Consider the following 16,986-nt stretch of genomic DNA (forward strand, 5'->3'; position numbering starts at 1 on the left):
CGGGCCCGGCCGGCGGTCAGGGCCGGTCGGCCCCCGGCTCCGGCGCCGGCACGCCCAGTTCGCGGTACAGCACGCCCAGTCGGGCCCGGCCGTGTTGCTCCAGGGCGGCGTCGCCCGTGTGTACCGCGACCTCGACCAGCGCCTCCAACGCCTGGGCCTCCTTGACGTGTTGCCCCAGCCGCGCGGCCGTCCGCACCGCCTCGGTCAGGCTCGCGACGGCCCGGTCCGTGGCGCCGAGCGTGTGCTGGACCCGGCCGCGCACGATGGCGATCCGCGGCCGCATCGCCTCGTCGCCGGCCGCGTCGGCCGTGGCCAGCGCCTCGTCCAGCACCCGCAGCGCCTCGTCCGGCCGACCGGCGGCCAGCAGCGCTCCGCCGAGGTTGTAGCTCTGCACCACGATGCCGTGCGCGTCGCCGGCATTGGCCTCCCGGGCCCGGGAGAACGAGCGCACCGCGTCCTCGGGACTCGACCGGGCGAGGTGCAGCAGGCCCTGGGTCTCCCACACCACCCCGCTCAGGCGCGGGTCGGACACGATCGGCAACAGCTCCTCGGCCCGCCGCAGTTCCGTCTCGGCCCGCTCGTGGTCGCGCAACTCGTAGAACGCGCGGGCGAGTTGATTGCGCATCCGGACCTCGGCGTCGGGTCGGCGCTCCCACTGCGCGGCCACGATGCCCAGTTGATGGCTCTCGATCCAGTCGGCGTAGTGCTTGCGACTGTGGTACAGCGCCCACAACGACTCGCACAGGCGCCACACCGCGTCGTGCCACCCCCGGCTCGCCGCCGCCCGCAGCACCGCGAGCAGGTCGGCGCGTTCGGCGTCCAACCAGTCCAGCGCCTCGGCGCGCCCGGCGAACCGCGGGGCGGTCGGCGTGGCGGCCGATGCCGTACTCGCGTCGCCGCCGAGCCGGAGCCGGGAGCCGAGCACGAGGCGATCGGCGGTGTCGGCGGCGACCAGGTGATACGCCACGATGCGGCGCAGCGCCGCCTCCCGTTCCGGCTCCGGATCGCGCAGCGCGTGCCGCCGGGCGTGCAGGCGGGCCAGGTCGTGGAAGCGGTGGCGCTCCTCGCCGGTGCCGTCGGGGTCGATCTCCTCGACCAGGTGGGCGTCGACGAGTTCGTCCAGGTGTGCGGCTGCATCGGGTTCGCCGGTCGCCGCCGCGGCCAGGGCCGGGGTGAAGGTGGGGCCGGGGTGGGCGGCGAGCATGCGATACAGCCGTTGGGCCGCCGGCGAGAAGCTGTCGTAGACGGCGTCGAAGACCCGTTCCACGTGCACCCCCTCGTGGTTGGCCAGGGCGTCCAACCCGTGCTCCGCGTCGGCGAGTTCGGTCAGCACGCGGTCCACGCTCAGCCGGCGGCGCCGGATCAGGCGCGCGCCCACCGCGCGCAGCGCCAGCGGGAGTCCCCCGCACAGCCGCACCAGTTCGGCCAGTTCGCCGTCGGCGGCGCGGCCGGCGCCCAACCAGCGGCGGATCAGCAGTGTGCCGGCCGGGACGCTCAGCGGGTCCAGGACCACCGCGCGGGCGCCGTCCAGGATCAGCCCGTCGATGCGGGTCCGGCTGGTGGCGATGACCATGCCGGAGGCGGGCAGCAGGGCGCGGACCTCGGCGGCGTGCCGGGCGTTGTCGAGGAACACGAGCAGTCGGCGGCCGGCGGTCGCGGAGCGGAACGTGGCGGCGCGCCCGGCCAGGGTGGGCGGGATGTACGCCTCGTCGACGCCAAGGTCGCGCAGGAACGCGCCGAGCACGCTGCCGACGTCGATCGTGCCCTCGAACCGGCTCTGGCCGAGGTCGACATAGAGCTGTCCGTCGGGAAAACGGCCGGCGGCGCGCGCGGCCCAGTGCGCGGCGAGCGCGGTCTTGCCGACGCCGCCCAGACCGGTGAGGGCGACCACGCCGGGACCCGGACCGTGCAGTCCGCCGGCCAGGACCTCTTCGAGGGCTCGGAGTTCGGCGTCGCGGTTGACGAAGTCGCGATGCGAGGGCGGGATCTGTCGGGGGATCAGACGTGTCGGCACGGGCGCGAGGGCGACACCGCCGAAGTCGCGTCCGAGCGGCGCCCGATGGCCGTCCCCGTCGGCGAACCCGTTTCCGGGACCGCCGTCTTCGGCCGTCGTGTCCCGTGTGTCCTCGCCCCGATCACCCACCCGATGTCTCCTCCGCAACGACCGGACCCGCCGACCCCAGGATGGCCGTTCGCCCGCCGATCCGACACCGGACACGCCCATTCCCGACCACCCGAATCATCACCGAACCGCGACCGGATCATGCCTGCGGGTGACCGAAGGGGCGCCGCGACGGGGTCTCGACCCCGATCCCGGCGTCAGCCCCGGTCCCGGTCCGGGTCGTTGTCGAGCGCCCGGGTGGCCGCCGCGGCGACCACGGCGGTGAGTCCGGGTTGGTCGGTGGGGGGCAGGAGCGCGTTGCGCGGGGTGTTCTCGATCAGCGCGTACACGGCGGCGACCCGGGCGTGGCCGGTGATCGCACGGCGGGTGGTGGTGGCCGCGGTGAGCAGGCCCGGGAGGGCGTGCAGCGGGCGTGGCCCGGTGGTGGTGGCGCCGAAGGCGGGCGGGGTGTCGGGACGGGCGCGCAGGACCGGGACGCCCGGGGGCGGGGTGGCGAAGGCGGTGAGGTCGACGATCAGATCGGCGCCGTCGGCGATCGTGTGCAGCGCGTCGGCACGGTGGGTGAACGGGTCGAACAGGGTCAGGTCGGCGATGCCGCAGGCGATCAGCAGTCCGGCGAGGTCGCCGCCGGCGGCGGGGTCGACCACGATCACCCGGGCGGAGAGCGGGTTGAGGCCACGGTTGACCAGGGCGTTGACCGTGGCGGCGGCGGTGGCCGGCGCGAGGCCGTCGTTGATCGTGTCCAGGAGCAGCACCGGCGGGGTCGGGCCGAGCGCGGCGTGCGTGACGGTGACCCGGTCCAGGCGGGTGTGTACCAGCACCGCGGCGGCGAAGCCGGGGGCCAGGATGCGTACCGCGCGGGCGATGTCGGTGACGTCGGGAGTGGCCACGGGCAGCGGGAAGACGTCGAGTCCGGTGGCCCGGCGCAGGTGTACGGCCTGCGATTCGAGGGCGGGCAGGACCGCGTCGGCGGGCAGTTCCTCGAAGCCGAGGACGGCGCTGGCGTCGCTGATCAGCGCGACGCGGTGGCCGCGTCCGGTGTAGCGGTCGATCTGTTCCGGGTGTGCGGCCAGGTGCGAGACGACCCGGCGGTCGGCGTCCGCGTCCAGGAGCGCGACGTCGTGTCCGGTGCTGGTGGCAGCGCATACGCGCAGGGTGAGTTTGCCGGTGGAGGCGGTGGTGAAGACGGGGTCCTGGGCGTGCAGCAGGTCGGCGCCCAGGCGGTGCGCGAGGGTGCGGGTGAGCCAGGCGAGGGTACGCGGGCCGTCGGCGTCCAGGGTGATTCGCCGCGCGCCGGTCACGTCCGGTTCGTCCGCCCGGCGGGCGACCGTGCCGGGGGCGTCGGCGAGCACGCTCTCCACGATCGCGTCGGCGTCGGGCGGGATGTGGATCCGGACGCTGTAGGCGGGATTGGGCACGGGCCGTTCCGCGTCGCCCCGCCCCCGGCTCAGCACGGCGAGCTCCCGGCCCCATCGGCCGCGGCGGTGGCCGCGGACGCCCCCGGCGTCGTCGCACGCAGGTCTTCGAGCAGGCCCACCTGGTCGGTGAGCAGCCCGGTCAGGATCCCGCGCGCGACCGCGAGCAGGTCGGCCACCCGCGGACTGGTCAGCGTGTAGTAGACGGTCGAGCCCTCGCGGCGGCTGACCGCCACCAGGTTCGCCCGCCGCAGCACGGCCAGCTGCTGGGACAGCCGCGAGGCTTCGATGCCGACCTCGGGCAACATCTCGGCGACCGCGTACTCGCGCTCGCTGAGCAGTTCCAACACCCGGATGCGGGCGGGATGACCGAGCGTCTTGAAGAACTCGGCCTTCATTTCGTACAGGGGTGTGCTCACCGCTCCACGTCCTTCCCGCGCGCCGTGCCCGGCCGAAACCGGCGCACGCCGAGGCATGCTCCTCGCATCTGCGCGGATTGAGCAATCGCACACCTTAGCAAGTCCCACCGCAGCCCCGCCGCCCGGCTCGGGCGGCGGAGGCCGTCCGGGCCGGGCGGCGGGGTTACCCGGGCCGGGTGTGCGGGGTTGTTACCCGAGGACGTCCTCGTGGTTGTGGACGACGAGCCAGCCCTGGGGGAAGCGGCGGGCCACGGCGGTGTTGCGGATGTGTTCCGAGGGCAGGACGGTGCCGTCGGCGGCGGGGGCGAAGTCGACGCGCAGGTTGTAGCGGGCGAGGGCGGTGTCGTCCCAGATGTCGATCACCTCGTCGCTCGCGTGGATCCCGGTGACCACCGGGGCGTCGGGGCCGACCGGGCGCTCGGCCCGGATGCGGTCCAGATCGACGCGGCCGAAGAGGAGTTCGGGGGCGGCCGAGTCCCAGATGGTGGCCTCGGGGTGGATCCGGCGGTCGATCCGCTCCCGGTCGCCGGCCGTGAAGCCGGCGTAGATGTCGAGCAGGGCGCTCCACACGGCGGCGCGGTCCTCGGCCGACCCGGCGGGGCGGTGGGCGTCGCGGGAGGTGGAAGGGGTGGTCATCGATGCGGGTCCTATCGGAGAGGGCGGTCGGGCGGCACGCGGGAGGTCAGACCGGTACGTCCTCGCGGACGACCTCGCCCTCCAGCATCACGAAGGACATCCGGCCCATCGCGCCGAGGTCGCTCAGCGGGTCGCCGTCGACGGCGATCAGGTCGGCCGCGTAGCCGGGGGCGATGCGTCCGAGCCGGTCCTCGGCCCGGATCAGCCGGGCCGCGGTGACGGTGGCCGCTTGGAGCACGCGCAGGTTGTCCAGGCCGCCCTTGGCCATCAGGTACATCTCGTGCACGACGGCGGACACCCCGTCGACCCGGTCGCCGGGTGGCACGTCGGTGCCGTTGACCACCTGTACGCCCGCCTCGACCGCGCGCCGGAAGCTCTCCTGGTGCGGCGCGATGGCGTTCTTGGCGTTGACGACGGAGCCCTCGTCGAAGTGGTTGTCCCGCATCCAGCCCAGCGAGTTGGTCACGCACAGCGTCGGGGTGACGAACGCTTCGCGCTCGGCGAGCAGGCGCGCGGTCTCCGCGTCGAGGGCGTAGATGTGCTCGAACGAGCGCACGCCCAGTTCGACGGCCTGGCGGATCGCGGCGGACTCGCCGGCGTGCGCGACCACGTAGGCGCCGTGCTCGTCGGCCGCCTTGACCGTGGCGGCGATCTCCGCGTCGGTCATCTCGGCGTGTTCGAAGTCCTCGCCCTCGCGGGCCAGGCCGGAGTTGATGAAGATCTTGATGTGGTCGGCGCCGGCTTCCAGTTCGCCGATGGCCGCGTGGTAGAAGGCGTCCGCGCCCTTGACGTAGACGCAGTCCGAGCCCTCGCCGTGGCCGCCCGGCGTGGACAGCGCACGACCGGCGCCGAAGACGCGCGGGGCGCGGATGAAGCCCCGGGCGCGCGCCTCGCGCAGCACGAAGTCGATCCGGTTCTGCTCGTGCACGCACCGCATCGTGGTCACCCCGGCGTGCAGCGCGTCGGCGGCCCGCTGGGCGGCGCGGAACGCGGTCAACTCGGCCGGCTCGTCCTCGCGCGTCTCGGAGAAGGGGAAGACGATCGACATGTGCGAGTGGCACGTGATCAGCCCGGGGAGCAGGTGCCGCCCGCCCAGGTCGTGGACGTCCGCGTCCGCCGGCGCGGCGGCGGCCACCTCGACGATGACACCGTTGTCGATGTGCACGCTGCGATCGCGCAGGACCTCGCCGGTGACGACGTCGACGACGTGACAGTTGGTCAACCACATGGGTGCGGTCACCCGACTTTCGTGAGAGCGGGAGCGAGGATCGAGCAGGCGGCCCTGCGCTCCGGGAGGAATTCCACCAGTGCGGGCTCGTCCACCCCGCACGCGTCGGTGGCGATCGGGCAGCGCGGGTGGAACCGGCAGCCGGTGGGCGGGAAGGCGGGGTCGGGGACGTCGCCGGGGAGGTCGACGGGCAACTCGCCGCTGCCGTCGGCGCGCGGCACCGCGGAGATCAGCGCCTTGCTGTACGGGTGGCGCGGGTCGTCCCAGACCTGCGCGGTGGGGCCGCTCTCGACCACGGTGCCCAGGTACATCACCGCGACGGTGTCGGCGATCTGGCGCACGATGGACAGGTCGTGCGAGATGAACAGCAGGCCGACGTTGCGCTCCCGGGCCAGGTCGAGCAACAGATTGGCCACCGACGCCTGCGCGGAGGCGTCCAGGGCGGCGATCGGCTCGTCGGCGACGATGCACGACGGCTCGGCCGCCAACACCCGGGCGATGGCGATGCGTTGGCGCTGCCCGCCGGAGAACTCGTGCGGGAAGCGGTCGTCGAACTCGGCGGCCAGGCCGACACGTTCGAGGAGTTCGCGGGCGGTCTCGCGACCGCGTTCGCGGGTGCCGCCGGCCAACACCACGGCGTCGGAGATCTGTTCGCCGATCCGGCGGCGCGGGTTGAGCGAGGCGTAGGGGTCCTGGAAGACCATCTGCAGGCCGCGCTGGTCGCTCGGCCGCGGCTTGAGGCCCAGCGTGTCGACCGCCCGGCCGTTGAAGGTGACCCGGCCGCCGGCGGGCTTGAGCAGCCCGACCGCGGCCTTGCCCAGGGTCGACTTGCCGCAGCCGGATTCGCCGACCAGGCCGACCACCTGCCCCGGGGCCACCGCCAGGCTCACCCCGGCCACCGCGCGCACGTGCGGGCGGCCCGGCGAGCGGTAGGTCACGGACAGGTCGTGCAGCCGCAGGCCGACGTCCTTGCTGGTGACGGTGAGGTTGGAGGTGGAGAGCGCGGTCATGGGGTACCCACCTTCGAGGCGGTGACGGCCAGGGGGTCGATCGGGCAGGCGCCGGCGTGGGTGGGGGTCAGCGCGAGCAGGTTCGGCCGCTCCTCGGCGCATGCGGCCACGGCGTGCGGGCAGCGCGGGTGGAACGCGCAACCGCTGGGCGCCTGGCCGAGCTTGGGCGGCGAGCCGACGATCGGCACCAGCGCGGCGTTGCCCCCGTCCGGGTGCGGCAGCGCGTCCAACAGGCCTCGGGTGTACGGGTGTCGGGGTTCGCGCAGCACGTCGGCGCGCGGCCCGCTCTCCACGATGCGGCCCGCGTACATCACGCTGACCCGGTCGGCGAGGGCGGACATCACGCCGAGGTCGTGCGTGATGATCAGCACGGACAGGCCGTTCTCCCGGCGCAGTCGGTCCAGTAGGCGCAGGATGCCCGCCTGGACGGTGACGTCCAGCGCCGTGGTGGGCTCGTCGGCGAGCAGCAGCGCCGGGTCGCAGGCGAGCGCGATGGCGATCGCGATGCGCTGGCGCATGCCGCCGGAGAACTGGTGCGGGTAGCGGCCGAGCGCCCGTTCGGGGTCGGGGATGCGCACCGTGGTGAGCAGTTCCACCGCGCGTGCGTTGGCCGCGCGCTTGTCCAACTTCTTGTGGTGACGCAGGTGTTCCGTGAGCTGCTTGCCGACGCTGAGCATCGGGTGCAGCGAGGTCATCGGGTCCTGGAAGACCATCGCGACCCGGTTGCCGCGCAGGTCGCGGACCTGACGCGGGGTCATCTTCAGGACGTCGTCGCCCTCGACGAGCATCCGCCCGGCGGCGGTGCCGCCCTGCGGCAGCAGGCCGAGCAGGGCGAGCGCGGTCATCGTCTTGCCGGAGCCGCTCTCGCCGGCGAGGCCGACGATCTCGCCGCGCCCGACCGTGAGGTCGACGCCGTCGATGGCGCGCAGCGGACTCCCGTCGGGGCCGGGCAGTTCGACGACCAGATCGCGAATCGCCAGCACGGGTTCCGCGCCGGATATCGACTTCTCGCGGGTCGAGGCGGCGGGCGTCGAAGCGGGGTTCTCGTTCATCTCCGTCACTTTCGGAGTCACTTTCGAATCGCCCGGGCCGTACGTGGGTCGAGCGCGTCGCGCAGGGTGTCGCCCAGGAAGTTGAAGGCGAGCACCGAGAGCAGGATGGCCGCGCCGGGGAAGACCGCGACCCACCACGCGTCGAAGTTCGCCGATCCGGCGTTGACCATGGCGCCCCACTCGGCGGCGGGCGGTTGCGCGCCCAGGCCGAGGAAGGACAGTCCGGACAGCAGCAGTACCGCGTTGCCCAGGTCGAGCGCGGCGAGCACGGCGACCGGCCCGGCCAGGTTGGGCCGCAGGTCCACGGCGAGTACGCGCCATCCGGAGGCGCCGAGGAGTCGGTCGGCCTGGACGAAGTCCGATTGCCGCAGCGTCAGTACCAGGCCGCGCACCACGCGGGCGTAGGTCGGCCAGCTGACGATCACCACGGCGAGGACGGCGTTCGTCAGGTTCGGCCCGAGCGCGGCGACCACGGCCATGGCCAGGATGATCGCCGGGAAGGCGAGCACCAGGTCGGCGCAGCGCATGACGACCATGTCGATCCAGCCGCCGAAGTATCCGGCGACCGCGCCCAGGACGGTACCGATGACCATCGCCAGGACCACCAGGAGCAGCGCCAGCGGCAGCGAGATCCGGGTGCCGTGGATGACCCGGGACAGGATGTCGCGGCCGAGTTGGTCGGTGCCGAACCAGTGGTCCCCGGAGGGGGATTGGTACTTGGGCCACTTCTGCGCGAGGGGGTCCTCGGGGGAGATCAGCGAGGCGAATACGGCGGCGAAGAGGAAGACGCCGATGATGGCGAGGCCGGTGACGGCCAACGGGCTGCGCCAGGGCGACTTCCCGGCGCGCCGGGGCTTGCGCCGGGGGGCGTCGTCGTCCGGGCTGGGGGTGCGGTCGGCTCCGAGCCGATCGCCGAGGAACAGGCGCGTGGCGTTCACGAGAGGCGAATCCTCGGGTCGATGACCCCGTAGAGCAGGTCCACGAGGAGGTTGATCACGACGTAGACGACCGCGACGAACAGGCAGACGCCCATGATGGACGGCAGGTCCAGGTTGAGCGCGCTCTTGTAGGCGTACTGGCCCAGCCCCGGCCAGGACAGCACGTTCTCGACGAGCACGGTGCCGGCGAGCATGCCACCGAAGGTGAGTCCGGCGACGGTCAGGATCGAGGTGAGCGCGGGGCGCAACACGTGCCGACGGATGACCGTGCTCTCGGGAAGTCCCTTGGCCCGGGCGGCGCGCACGTAGTCGTTGCCGAGGGCTTCGAGTACGGCGGCGCGGGTGAAGCGGGTGAGTACGCCGATGTTGAAGGCGGCCAGTACGCAGGCGGGCAGGATCATCCGGGAGAAGGCCTCACCGAAGGTCCCGGTGTCGCCGACCAGGAGCGAGTCGAGCGTGTACAGGCCGGTGATCTCGTCCGGGGGGATCGCGCCGGGGGAGAGCCGACCGCCTGCCTGGATCCAGCCGAGCTTGAACGAGAAGAGGTAGAAGGCGACTTGGGCGAGCCAGAAGACCGGCATGGACACGCCCGCGAGGCTGACCACCCGGATCACCCGGTCCGGCCACCCGTTGCGGGTGACGGCGGCGACGATGCCCAGACCGACGCCGATCACCAGGGCCAACACGATGGCGAACAGGGCGAGTTCGATGCTGGCGGGGACCTTGTCGGCCAGGTCGTCCCAGACGGGCCGGTGGGTCTGCTGGGAGGTGCCCATGTCGCCGTGCAGCAGGTTGCCCAGGTAGGTGAAGTATTGCGAGGGCAGCGAGTCGTTGAGCCCGTTCTTCTCCTTGAACGCGGCGACCGCGGCCGGGTCGTTCTGGGCCCGGTCGCCGAGGTTCGCGGCGACGGGGTCGCCGGGCACGGAGTGGGTCAGCACGAAGGCCAGGACGGTGATGCCCACGCACAGCAGCAGACCGATGGACAGGCGCACCAGGACGAACCTGGCGAAGGGGTGGGAGCCGCGCGCGGCCCGGGGCCCGGGGGCCGCACCCCCCGTGGGGGATGCGGCCGGCCGGGGCGTGCCGGGTCGGGCGGTGGGATCAGCCGAGCTTGTCGACATCGATGTACCAGATCGGGTTGTAGCGCAGGTTCTTGACCGAGTTGTTCGCGGCGATCACCTGGGCGGGCTGGAGCAGCGGCATGAAGGGGCCGGTCTTGTTCATCGACTCCTGCAACTGCTTGTAGGCCGTCACGCGTTCCGCGTCGGACGTGGCCGTCTTGGCCTTCTGCGCCAGGCCGGACACCTCGGGGTTGGCCTCGGCCTTCCAGCCGGCGCGCAGGCTGACCAGCTCGCCGGGGGTGAAGGCGAGGTAGTCGCTGGCGTCCGGGTAGTCGGCCTGCCACCACCACAGGCCCATCGCCTCGGAGCCGTTGCGGTACGAGTCGAGCGCGGTCTGGGTGGGGGCCGGCTTGAGGTTGATGTTGATGCCGACCTCCTTGAGGTTGGCCTGCACCCGGGCGGCGAGGTCGCCGAAGTTGATGCCGTTGATCGTCACGTCGGACGCGTAGTACAGGTCGACGCTCGGGTTGTTCAGCCCGGCCTTGGCCAACGCGGCCTTGGCGCGCGGGACATCGCGCTGGACGGCCTTGCCCGGGTCGAGCGCGCCGGTGAAGAAGCTGGGCACGATCCCGGCCGCCTGGGCGGATCCGGCGCCGGCCACGTCCAACAGGCTCTTGTAGTCCAGGCCGTAGCGCACGGCTTCCTGGAAGTCCTTGTTGGAGGTGGTCGGCGAGATCGCCGGGTTGTCGTTCGTGAACAGGAACGCGGTGGTGGGCGTGGGCTGTTGCAGCACCTGGGCCTGGCCCTTGACCTTGACCGCCTGGTCGGGCGACATGTCGAGGGAGATCTGGCTCTCGCCGCTGAGCACGTTCAACTGCTGGGTGTTCGCGGGCACGTTGCGCACCACGACCTTGGCGTACTTGGGCTTGGCGCCCCAGTAGTTCTCGTTGCGGGTGAGGATGACCTCGGTGGACACGTCGTACTTGGTGATCTTGTACGGACCGCTGCCCTGCGAGTCGCCGTTGAGGAACTGCTCGGCCTTGTCGCCCTGGTCGGCGCCGGCCGCGTCGGAACCCCCGTGCGCGGCCACGGTCTTGGAGTTGACCACGCCGAGCGCCGGGGTCGCGATGCGGAAGGGCAGCGCGGGGTCGGCGGCCGCGGTGGTCAGCACCACCGTGTGCTCGTCCTTGGCGGTGGCGGTCACGCCGTCCAGCAGGAAGGCCGGGTTGCCCTTGAGGTTCTTGACCCGGTTGAAGGAGAAGACGACATCCTTCGCGGTGACCGGGGTGCCGTCGGAGAACTTGGCCTCCGAGCGCAGCGGGAAGGTGAAGGTCTTCGCGTCGGGCGAGGCCTCGTAGGAGGAGGCGAGCAACGGCACGGGCTTGGTCACGTCGCCGTTGGCGAAGGTGAGCAGCGTGTCGTAGACGGGCCGGGTGACCATGATGCCGGTGGGCTCGAAGGTTCGGCCCGGGTCGGCGGTCTTGAGGCTGAAGGAGGTGTCGACCACGAGGGTGCCTCCGCCGCCTCCGCCCTTGTCGTCGGTGTTCTTCTTCGCGCCGCCGCACGCGGCGAGCATCATGGCGGCGGCCACGGTGACCGCGACGGGCGCGGCGGCGCGTCGCACGGCCCGGCGGCGGGCGGATCTGCTGCCTGCCGACCTGCCCGCGGTCGTGCTGCCGCTGTTGTCCCCGATGGCTTGATTGCCCTGCATGGCGCACCTTTCTCAAGGCACCCGATCGGCCGATGACGGAACCGAGTGTTTGATCTGGCTGAACGGTGGGCTCGAAAGTAGGCGCGGGTCGAGGTGGTGGTCAATGACTTTTTTCCACATCTCGACATGTGGGACCAAAAATTTATGTTTGGTGATCAAGGATCCACATGGAGCGATCATTCTCCGCTTTGATAACGCTTTGATGACTGCTCGCCGGCTGCTCGATGACTGCTCACAGGCGTTGTCGGGGACAAATGCCGACAGCGGCGACCGGGGAGCGGCGAACCCGCTTTCGCCGACGCGTACTTCGCTCGCGGTACGCCGGGAGGGCGTGCTTCACCCCCACACCGAGCCAATCGATCTTGACGGGGGATCAGCACCGTGCTTATCTTCGCCCCGAAGCGTTCAATCACGTTGAACAAGTCGATAGCACAAGCCAGGATCCACGAGTCGAGGGTACTCGGCAGCGAAGCGAACGGGATCGGACATGCTGGGTGACCGACTGCGCGAACTACGGCAGGCGCACGATCTGACCTTGCGTCAGTTGGCCGCCGCAGCCGGTATTTCCGCGGGCATGCTCAGCCAGTTGGAGAACGGCGCCGCGGAACCGAGCCTGAGCACGTTGCGCAAGCTCGCCCGCGTCTTCGACACCTCCATCGCCACCCTGTTCGACGACCCCGACGTACCGCGCGTGGCTGTCACCACGCGTGAGCGGCGCATGCGGCTCGGTGCCGCCCGTCAGCACATCACCTACTCCAGGCTCACCCCCGGAACGGGTGATCTGGAAGTGCTGGAAGCGGACATCGAGCCGGGCCAGGCCTCCTCCGACGAGCCGTACAGCCATCCCTCCACGGAATGCGCCACGGTACTCGCCGGAGAACTCGACGTCGAGGTGGACGGTCGCGTCCACCACCTGCACGAGGGCGACGCGATCACGTTCGACTCGCGTCTGCCGCACCGGTTCGTCAACAACTCCGACGCCCCGGCACGGCTACTGGTCGCGGTCACGCCGCCCATGCCGTGAGGCGCGGGTGCGCCCGAGGCACCGGAACGCGGGTACTTCCCACGCCGTAGCGCGGCGGGCGGTCCCGGCGGACCGGTGGTCGCGGGTACACCCGTTGGCGTAGCGCGGCGCGGTTCTCGGGCCGGCACGGCTTCGGGTGCTCCCGAGGTGGTACGGCATGGGTGTCGCCCGCGCCGTACAGCCCGCGGGTACACCCGTCGCCGTAGGCACGGGTCCGCTCGACGGCCCGCGACGTGCGGGCGTCGCGTCGCCACGGCGCGGGTTCCGTTTCGCGCGGCGCGGTCGGTCTGCGCGTCCGGGGTGTGGTCGCTCCCCCACACCCCGGACGCGCCGGCCGACCGCGCCGTACGGCCGGAGCGCACGTACCAGGCCCACCGGTGCCGAACGGCCCGTGTGTGTCGGATCCCGGGTTTGTGTCCCCGAAAGGATCGAGGGCATGGACCGCACCACCGTCGACTGGCACGGCTACATACCGGCCGTGACCACCCCCTTCACCTCCCAGGGCGACCTCGACCTGGCCGCCTGGGACGAACAACTGGAATGGTTCGCCGCCGAGGGCTTGGACGGCGTGGTCATCGCCGGCACCACCGGCGAGTGGTACACGCTCACCGCAACCGAACGCGCGACCCTGTTCACCCACGCCGCCCGCCGGGTCCGCGGCCGATACACCCTGCTCGGCGGCTGCAACGCCTACACCGCCGCCGCCGCGATCGGCCACGCCCGCGCCGCCCGGGCCGCCGGCCTCGACGGCATCCTGCTCACCCCGCCGCCGTACGTGGTGCCCAACGCGCGCGAGACCATCGCCTTCTACGAGGAGGTCTCCACCGCCGTCGACATCCCGCTGTGCGTGTACAACTGGCCGCGCGGCACCGGCGTCGACCTGGACACCGACACCCTGACCGCACTCGCCGACCTGCCCACCGTGGTGGCGATCAAGAACTCCACCGGCGACTTCGGCGGCTTCGTCCGCGGCCTGGTCGCCCTGCACGAGCGGGTGCGCTACTTCGGCATCACCACCGACGCGGTCGGCGCCGCCCTGATGCGCGGCATCGGCGGCGACGGCCTGATGGGCGCCGGCGCCGTGCTCGGCCGCGACCACCCCGCCTTCTTCACCCACCTCGCCGCCGGCGACGAGGCCGCGGCGCTGGCCGTCGGCGCCCGCGACCGGGTGCTGATGCAGGCGTGGTTCACCCGCGACTACGGGCCGCGCTTCGCCAGCGCCCCCGCCATCCTCAAGCACGCCCTCACCCTGCGCGGCGTGCCCGCCGGACACCCGCGCCGTCCGCTCCTTCCGCTCACCGTCGCCGAGGCCGACCAAGTCCACGCCACCCTCGCCGAGTTGGGACTCGTCTCCTGATGGAACGCACCGAAGTCCTGGTCATCGGCGGCGGATTGCTCGGCTGCGCGGTGGCCTACCACCTCGCCCGCGGCGGTGCCGGCGTACATCTGATCGAGAAGGACCAGCTGAACCGGCACGCCTCCGGCCAAAACGCCGGCAGCCTGCACTTCCAGCTCGAATACCGGATGATCCAACACGGCCACGCCGTCGCCGCCCGCGCCGCCGAGGCACTGCCGCTGCACCTGGACGCGATGAACTCGTGGGCGGGCCTGGAGGACGAACTCGGCGAACCGTGCGGCGTGCGCCGCGGCGGCGGCCTGATGCTCGCCGAGAGCCCCGAGGACCTGGCCCTGCTCGCGCACAAGACGCACCTGGAGCACAGCCACGGGCTCGACGTCGAACTCCTCGACGCCCGCGCCACGCACGAGTTGGCCCCGTACCTGTCCGAGCGGGTCGTCGGCGCCGCGTGGTGCCCCGGCGAGGGCAAGGCCGACCCCCGTCTGGTCACGCACGCCTACGCGCGCGCCGCGCGGCGGCTCGGCGCCCGGATCGAGACCGGCGTACGGCTGACCGCGCTGCGCCACGACGGCCGGCACTGGCTCGCCGACACCGCCGCCGGCCCGCGCCTGAGCGCACGCGCCGTGGTCGTCGCCGCCGGCGTGTGGACCGCCGAGGTCGCCGCGATGGCCGACATCCGGCTGCCCGTGGTCCCCGTCGCGCTGACCATGACCGTCACCGCCCCCACTCGGCCGCTGGTTCCGCACCTGGTGCAACACGCCGGCCGGCGGCTTTCGCTCAAGCAGAGCGCGGAGGGCAACATCCTGATCGGCGGCGGCCGGGCCGCCAAGTTCGTCCAGCACGCGGGCACCCTGAACCTGGACGCCCGCCCCGAACTGCGCCTGGACTCGGTCTTCGCCGGCGCCGACGCCGCCCGCGTGGTGCCGGCCGTACAGCGGCTGCCCGTGTTGCGCGTGTGGTCCGGCGCCACCTCGCTCGCCCCCGACCAACTCCCGCTGCTCGGCGCCGTTCCGCGCCGCCCCGACCTGTACGTCGCCACCGGCGGATCCGGCTTCACCCTCGGCCCCACCTACAGCCGCCTGCTCGCCGAACAGATCCTGACCGGAAGTACCGCCCTGCCCCTGGACGACTACTCCCCCGCACGGTTCGGAGCGTTGAACTTTGTCTGACCACTCCCCCTCCGGCCGTCCGGGGCAGGTGACCATCACCCTCGACGGCGTCCTGCGCGAGGTGCCGGGCGGTCGTTCGCTCGCCGCCGCGCTGATCGCGATCGACGAACCCGTCACCCGGCACGACCGCGCCGGCCGGCCGCGCGCGGCCTACTGCGGAATGGGCGTGTGCTTCGAGTGCACCGTCACCGTCGACGGCGCGCCCCTGATCCGCTCCTGCCAGGAACCCGTACGCGCCGGCATGACCGTGGACACCACCGGCGAGGAAGCCCGATGAACACCACCACCCCCGACCTGCTCGTCGTCGGCGCCGGCCCCGCCGGGCTGGCCGCCGCCGTCACCGCCGCCACGCACGGCGCCCGGGTCCTGGTCGTCGACGAACAGCCGCGCCCCGGCGGCCAGATCTGGCGCCGCCCCGACCCGGGCAACCCCGGCCCGGACCCGCTCTCCGCCCCCGCGTACGCGGCCGGCCGCGCGCTGCTCACCCGCGCCGCCGCGCATCCGGGCATCGCCTTCGCCCACCACACCACCGCCTGGGGCGTGTTCGCCACCCGCACCGCGCCCGACGGCTGGGCGGCGCCGCCCGGCACCCCCGTCCCGGCCGGGCCCCGGGTCGCGGTGCACGGCCCCGAGGGGGTGGAAGTCCTGCTGCCACGCGCCCTGTTGCTCACCGCCGGCGCCTACGACCTGCCGGTGCCGCTCCCGGGCTGGACCCTCCCGGGCTTTCTCACCGTCGGCGGCATCCAGGCCCTGCTCAAGGGCCACCGCACGCTCGCCGGTCGGCGGATCGTACTGGCCGGCGCACACCCGCTGCTGCTGATCGCCGCCGCGCAACTGGTGCGCGCGGGCGCGGACGTCGCCGAAGTCGCCTTCGCCCAGCACCTGCCCGCCCCCGCCGACCTGATCCGCGCCGTCGCCGCGCTGCCCGGCAACCGGGCCAAGGTAGCCGAGGGCCTGGCCGCGCTGCGCACGCTGCGTCGGGCGGGCGTTCCGGTGCACACCCGCACACTGCTCCTGCGGGCCGAGGGCGAACAGCACGTCACCGCCGCCGTGTTGACCCGCGTCGACCAGGACTGGCGCCCGGTCCCGGGCAGCGCCCGCACCGTCGGCTGCGACACCGTGGGCACCGGCTACGGCTTCGTCCCCTCCACCGAACTGGCCCGCCAGGCGGGCTGCGCGGTGCACTGGAACGGCCCGGCCGGCGGCTGGGTACTCGACCACGACGACGCGATGCGCACCTCGCTGCCGCACATCTGGGCGGCCGGTGAACTCACCGGCGTGGCCGGCGCCGAACACGCCGTGGCCACCGGACGCCGCGCCGGCCTCGACATCGGCCGCAGCCTGGGCCTGCTCGAATCCGCCACATACGACAGGGAACTGCGGTCCATCGAGGCCGAGTTGGCCACCACCGGGCGGATGGCGGCGTTCCTGGACCACACGTGCGCACCGCACCGGGCCGGGCTGCACGCGCTCGCCGACGACGACACCGTGCTGTGCCGCTGCGAGGAGATCACGTTCGGCGAGGTCCGCCGCACGCTGGCGGACAACCCGGGCCTGGACACCGCCGACGCGGTCAAACTGATCACCCGCGCCGGCATGGGCCCCTGCCAGGGCCGGATGTGCGGGCCGGCCCTGCTCGAACTCCTACACCGGGAAACCGGCTTGCCAAGGGAGACGATCGGCGCCTTCACCGCCCGGCCACCGGTGAAACCGCTCCCGGTCGACGCGCTGGCGCGCGCGCACGACGCGACCACGACGGCGGAATCACCGACGGACGCGGGGCCGGTGGTGAGGTAGCGGCTGTGCCGGACTGGCGCGGGCTTGGGCTTCGGCTTCGGCTTCGG

15 protein-coding genes are annotated in these 16,986 nt (G+C 72.7%); 5 read left to right on the top strand and 10 right to left on the bottom strand.

What is annotated here, in order from left to right; genetic code table 11:
* Positions 1–16: 16 nt before the first annotated feature.
* The 10 genes from ACFXKZ_RS41170 to ACFXKZ_RS41215 all read right to left on the bottom strand — a co-directional run bounded on the left by ACFXKZ_RS41170 (position 17) and on the right by ACFXKZ_RS41215 (position 11,592).
* Positions 17–2,143 carry a hypothetical protein gene (locus ACFXKZ_RS41170; RefSeq protein ID WP_380009441.1) on the bottom strand — a complete coding sequence of 709 codons (2,127 nt, stop codon included), beginning with the start codon at positions 2,141–2,143 and terminating at the stop codon, positions 17–19.
* Between the two features lie 176 nt (positions 2,144–2,319).
* The gene (locus ACFXKZ_RS41175) at positions 2,320–3,540 is read right to left on the bottom strand and encodes a malic enzyme-like protein (RefSeq protein WP_380009444.1); all 1,221 of its coding nucleotides are present in this window, start codon (positions 3,538–3,540) and stop codon (positions 2,320–2,322) included.
* A 29-nt stretch (positions 3,541–3,569) separates the two neighbouring features.
* On the bottom strand, positions 3,570–3,956 hold the full coding sequence (locus ACFXKZ_RS41180) for an ArsR/SmtB family transcription factor (protein ID WP_380009447.1): 387 nt from the start codon (positions 3,954–3,956) through the stop codon (positions 3,570–3,572).
* A 189-nt stretch (positions 3,957–4,145) separates the two neighbouring features.
* Positions 4,146–4,592, bottom strand: a complete 447-nt coding sequence (locus ACFXKZ_RS41185) for a DUF4440 domain-containing protein (RefSeq protein ID WP_380009450.1) — start codon at positions 4,590–4,592, stop codon at positions 4,146–4,148.
* Between the two features lie 46 nt (positions 4,593–4,638).
* Complete coding sequence (locus ACFXKZ_RS41190) at positions 4,639–5,832, bottom strand: amidohydrolase family protein (RefSeq protein WP_380009453.1); 1,194 nt, start codon at positions 5,830–5,832, stop codon at positions 4,639–4,641.
* Positions 5,829–6,830 (bottom strand): ABC transporter ATP-binding protein, encoded by a 1,002-nt coding sequence (locus ACFXKZ_RS41195; RefSeq protein WP_380009456.1) that lies wholly within the window; start codon positions 6,828–6,830, stop codon positions 5,829–5,831. The genes ACFXKZ_RS41190 and ACFXKZ_RS41195 overlap by 4 nt, the downstream gene beginning before the upstream one ends.
* On the bottom strand, positions 6,827–7,882 hold the full coding sequence (locus tag ACFXKZ_RS41200) for an ABC transporter ATP-binding protein (protein WP_380009459.1): 1,056 nt from the start codon (positions 7,880–7,882) through the stop codon (positions 6,827–6,829). The genes ACFXKZ_RS41195 and ACFXKZ_RS41200 overlap by 4 nt, the downstream gene beginning before the upstream one ends.
* Positions 7,883–7,899: 17 nt before the next feature.
* Positions 7,900–8,820: an ABC transporter permease gene (locus tag ACFXKZ_RS41205; RefSeq protein WP_380009462.1), complete on the bottom strand. Its 921-nt coding sequence runs from the start codon at positions 8,818–8,820 to the stop codon at positions 7,900–7,902.
* Complete coding sequence (locus ACFXKZ_RS41210; protein ID WP_380009465.1) at positions 8,817–9,812, bottom strand: ABC transporter permease; 996 nt, start codon at positions 9,810–9,812, stop codon at positions 8,817–8,819. Before ACFXKZ_RS41210 ends, ACFXKZ_RS41205 begins: the two co-directional genes overlap by 4 nt.
* Positions 9,813–9,921: 109 nt before the next feature.
* Positions 9,922–11,592: an ABC transporter substrate-binding protein gene (locus ACFXKZ_RS41215; RefSeq protein ID WP_380009468.1), complete on the bottom strand. Its 1,671-nt coding sequence runs from the start codon at positions 11,590–11,592 to the stop codon at positions 9,922–9,924.
* 487 nt (positions 11,593–12,079) lie between these two features.
* On the opposite strand from ACFXKZ_RS41215, the gene ACFXKZ_RS41220 reads away from it, so the two are divergent.
* From ACFXKZ_RS41220 to ACFXKZ_RS41240, 5 genes are all read left to right on the top strand, one after another.
* The gene (locus ACFXKZ_RS41220; protein WP_078980568.1) at positions 12,080–12,616 is read left to right on the top strand and encodes a helix-turn-helix domain-containing protein; all 537 of its coding nucleotides are present in this window, start codon (positions 12,080–12,082) and stop codon (positions 12,614–12,616) included.
* Between the two features lie 436 nt (positions 12,617–13,052).
* Entirely contained in the window at positions 13,053–13,973 is a 921-nt protein-coding gene (locus ACFXKZ_RS41225) for a dihydrodipicolinate synthase family protein (RefSeq protein ID WP_380009472.1), read from the top strand.
* The gene (locus ACFXKZ_RS41230) at positions 13,973–15,142 is read left to right on the top strand and encodes an NAD(P)/FAD-dependent oxidoreductase (RefSeq protein WP_380009475.1); all 1,170 of its coding nucleotides are present in this window, start codon (positions 13,973–13,975) and stop codon (positions 15,140–15,142) included. Before ACFXKZ_RS41225 ends, ACFXKZ_RS41230 begins: the two co-directional genes overlap by 1 nt.
* Positions 15,135–15,419, top strand: coding sequence for a (2Fe-2S)-binding protein (locus ACFXKZ_RS41235; RefSeq protein ID WP_380009478.1), 285 nt, complete (start codon positions 15,135–15,137; stop codon positions 15,417–15,419). The genes ACFXKZ_RS41230 and ACFXKZ_RS41235 overlap by 8 nt, the downstream gene beginning before the upstream one ends.
* Positions 15,416–16,939: an NAD(P)/FAD-dependent oxidoreductase gene (locus tag ACFXKZ_RS41240; RefSeq protein ID WP_380009481.1), complete on the top strand. Its 1,524-nt coding sequence runs from the start codon at positions 15,416–15,418 to the stop codon at positions 16,937–16,939. Before ACFXKZ_RS41235 ends, ACFXKZ_RS41240 begins: the two co-directional genes overlap by 4 nt.
* Positions 16,940–16,986 lie beyond the last annotated feature (47 nt).

Origin of the sequence: Embleya sp. NPDC059237, from assembly GCF_042754105.1 — a bacterium.
Classification (GTDB): domain Bacteria; phylum Actinomycetota; class Actinomycetes; order Streptomycetales; family Streptomycetaceae; genus Embleya.

Coding starts and splice junctions, on each gene's coding strand:
- ACFXKZ_RS41185 (WP_380009450.1), bottom strand. CDS start 4,592: ATGACCACCCCTTCCACCTCCCGCGACGCCCACCGCCCCGCCGGGTCG.
- ACFXKZ_RS41195 (WP_380009456.1), bottom strand. CDS start 6,830: ATGACCGCGCTCTCCACCTCCAACCTCACCGTCACCAGCAAGGACGTC.
- ACFXKZ_RS41200 (WP_380009459.1), bottom strand. CDS start 7,882: ATGAACGAGAACCCCGCTTCGACGCCCGCCGCCTCGACCCGCGAGAAG.
- ACFXKZ_RS41215 (WP_380009468.1), bottom strand. CDS start 11,592: ATGCAGGGCAATCAAGCCATCGGGGACAACAGCGGCAGCACGACCGCG.
- ACFXKZ_RS41220 (WP_078980568.1), top strand. CDS start 12,080: ATGCTGGGTGACCGACTGCGCGAACTACGGCAGGCGCACGATCTGACC.
- ACFXKZ_RS41225 (WP_380009472.1), top strand. CDS start 13,053: ATGGACCGCACCACCGTCGACTGGCACGGCTACATACCGGCCGTGACC.
- ACFXKZ_RS41230 (WP_380009475.1), top strand. CDS start 13,973: ATGGAACGCACCGAAGTCCTGGTCATCGGCGGCGGATTGCTCGGCTGC.
- ACFXKZ_RS41240 (WP_380009481.1), top strand. CDS start 15,416: ATGAACACCACCACCCCCGACCTGCTCGTCGTCGGCGCCGGCCCCGCC.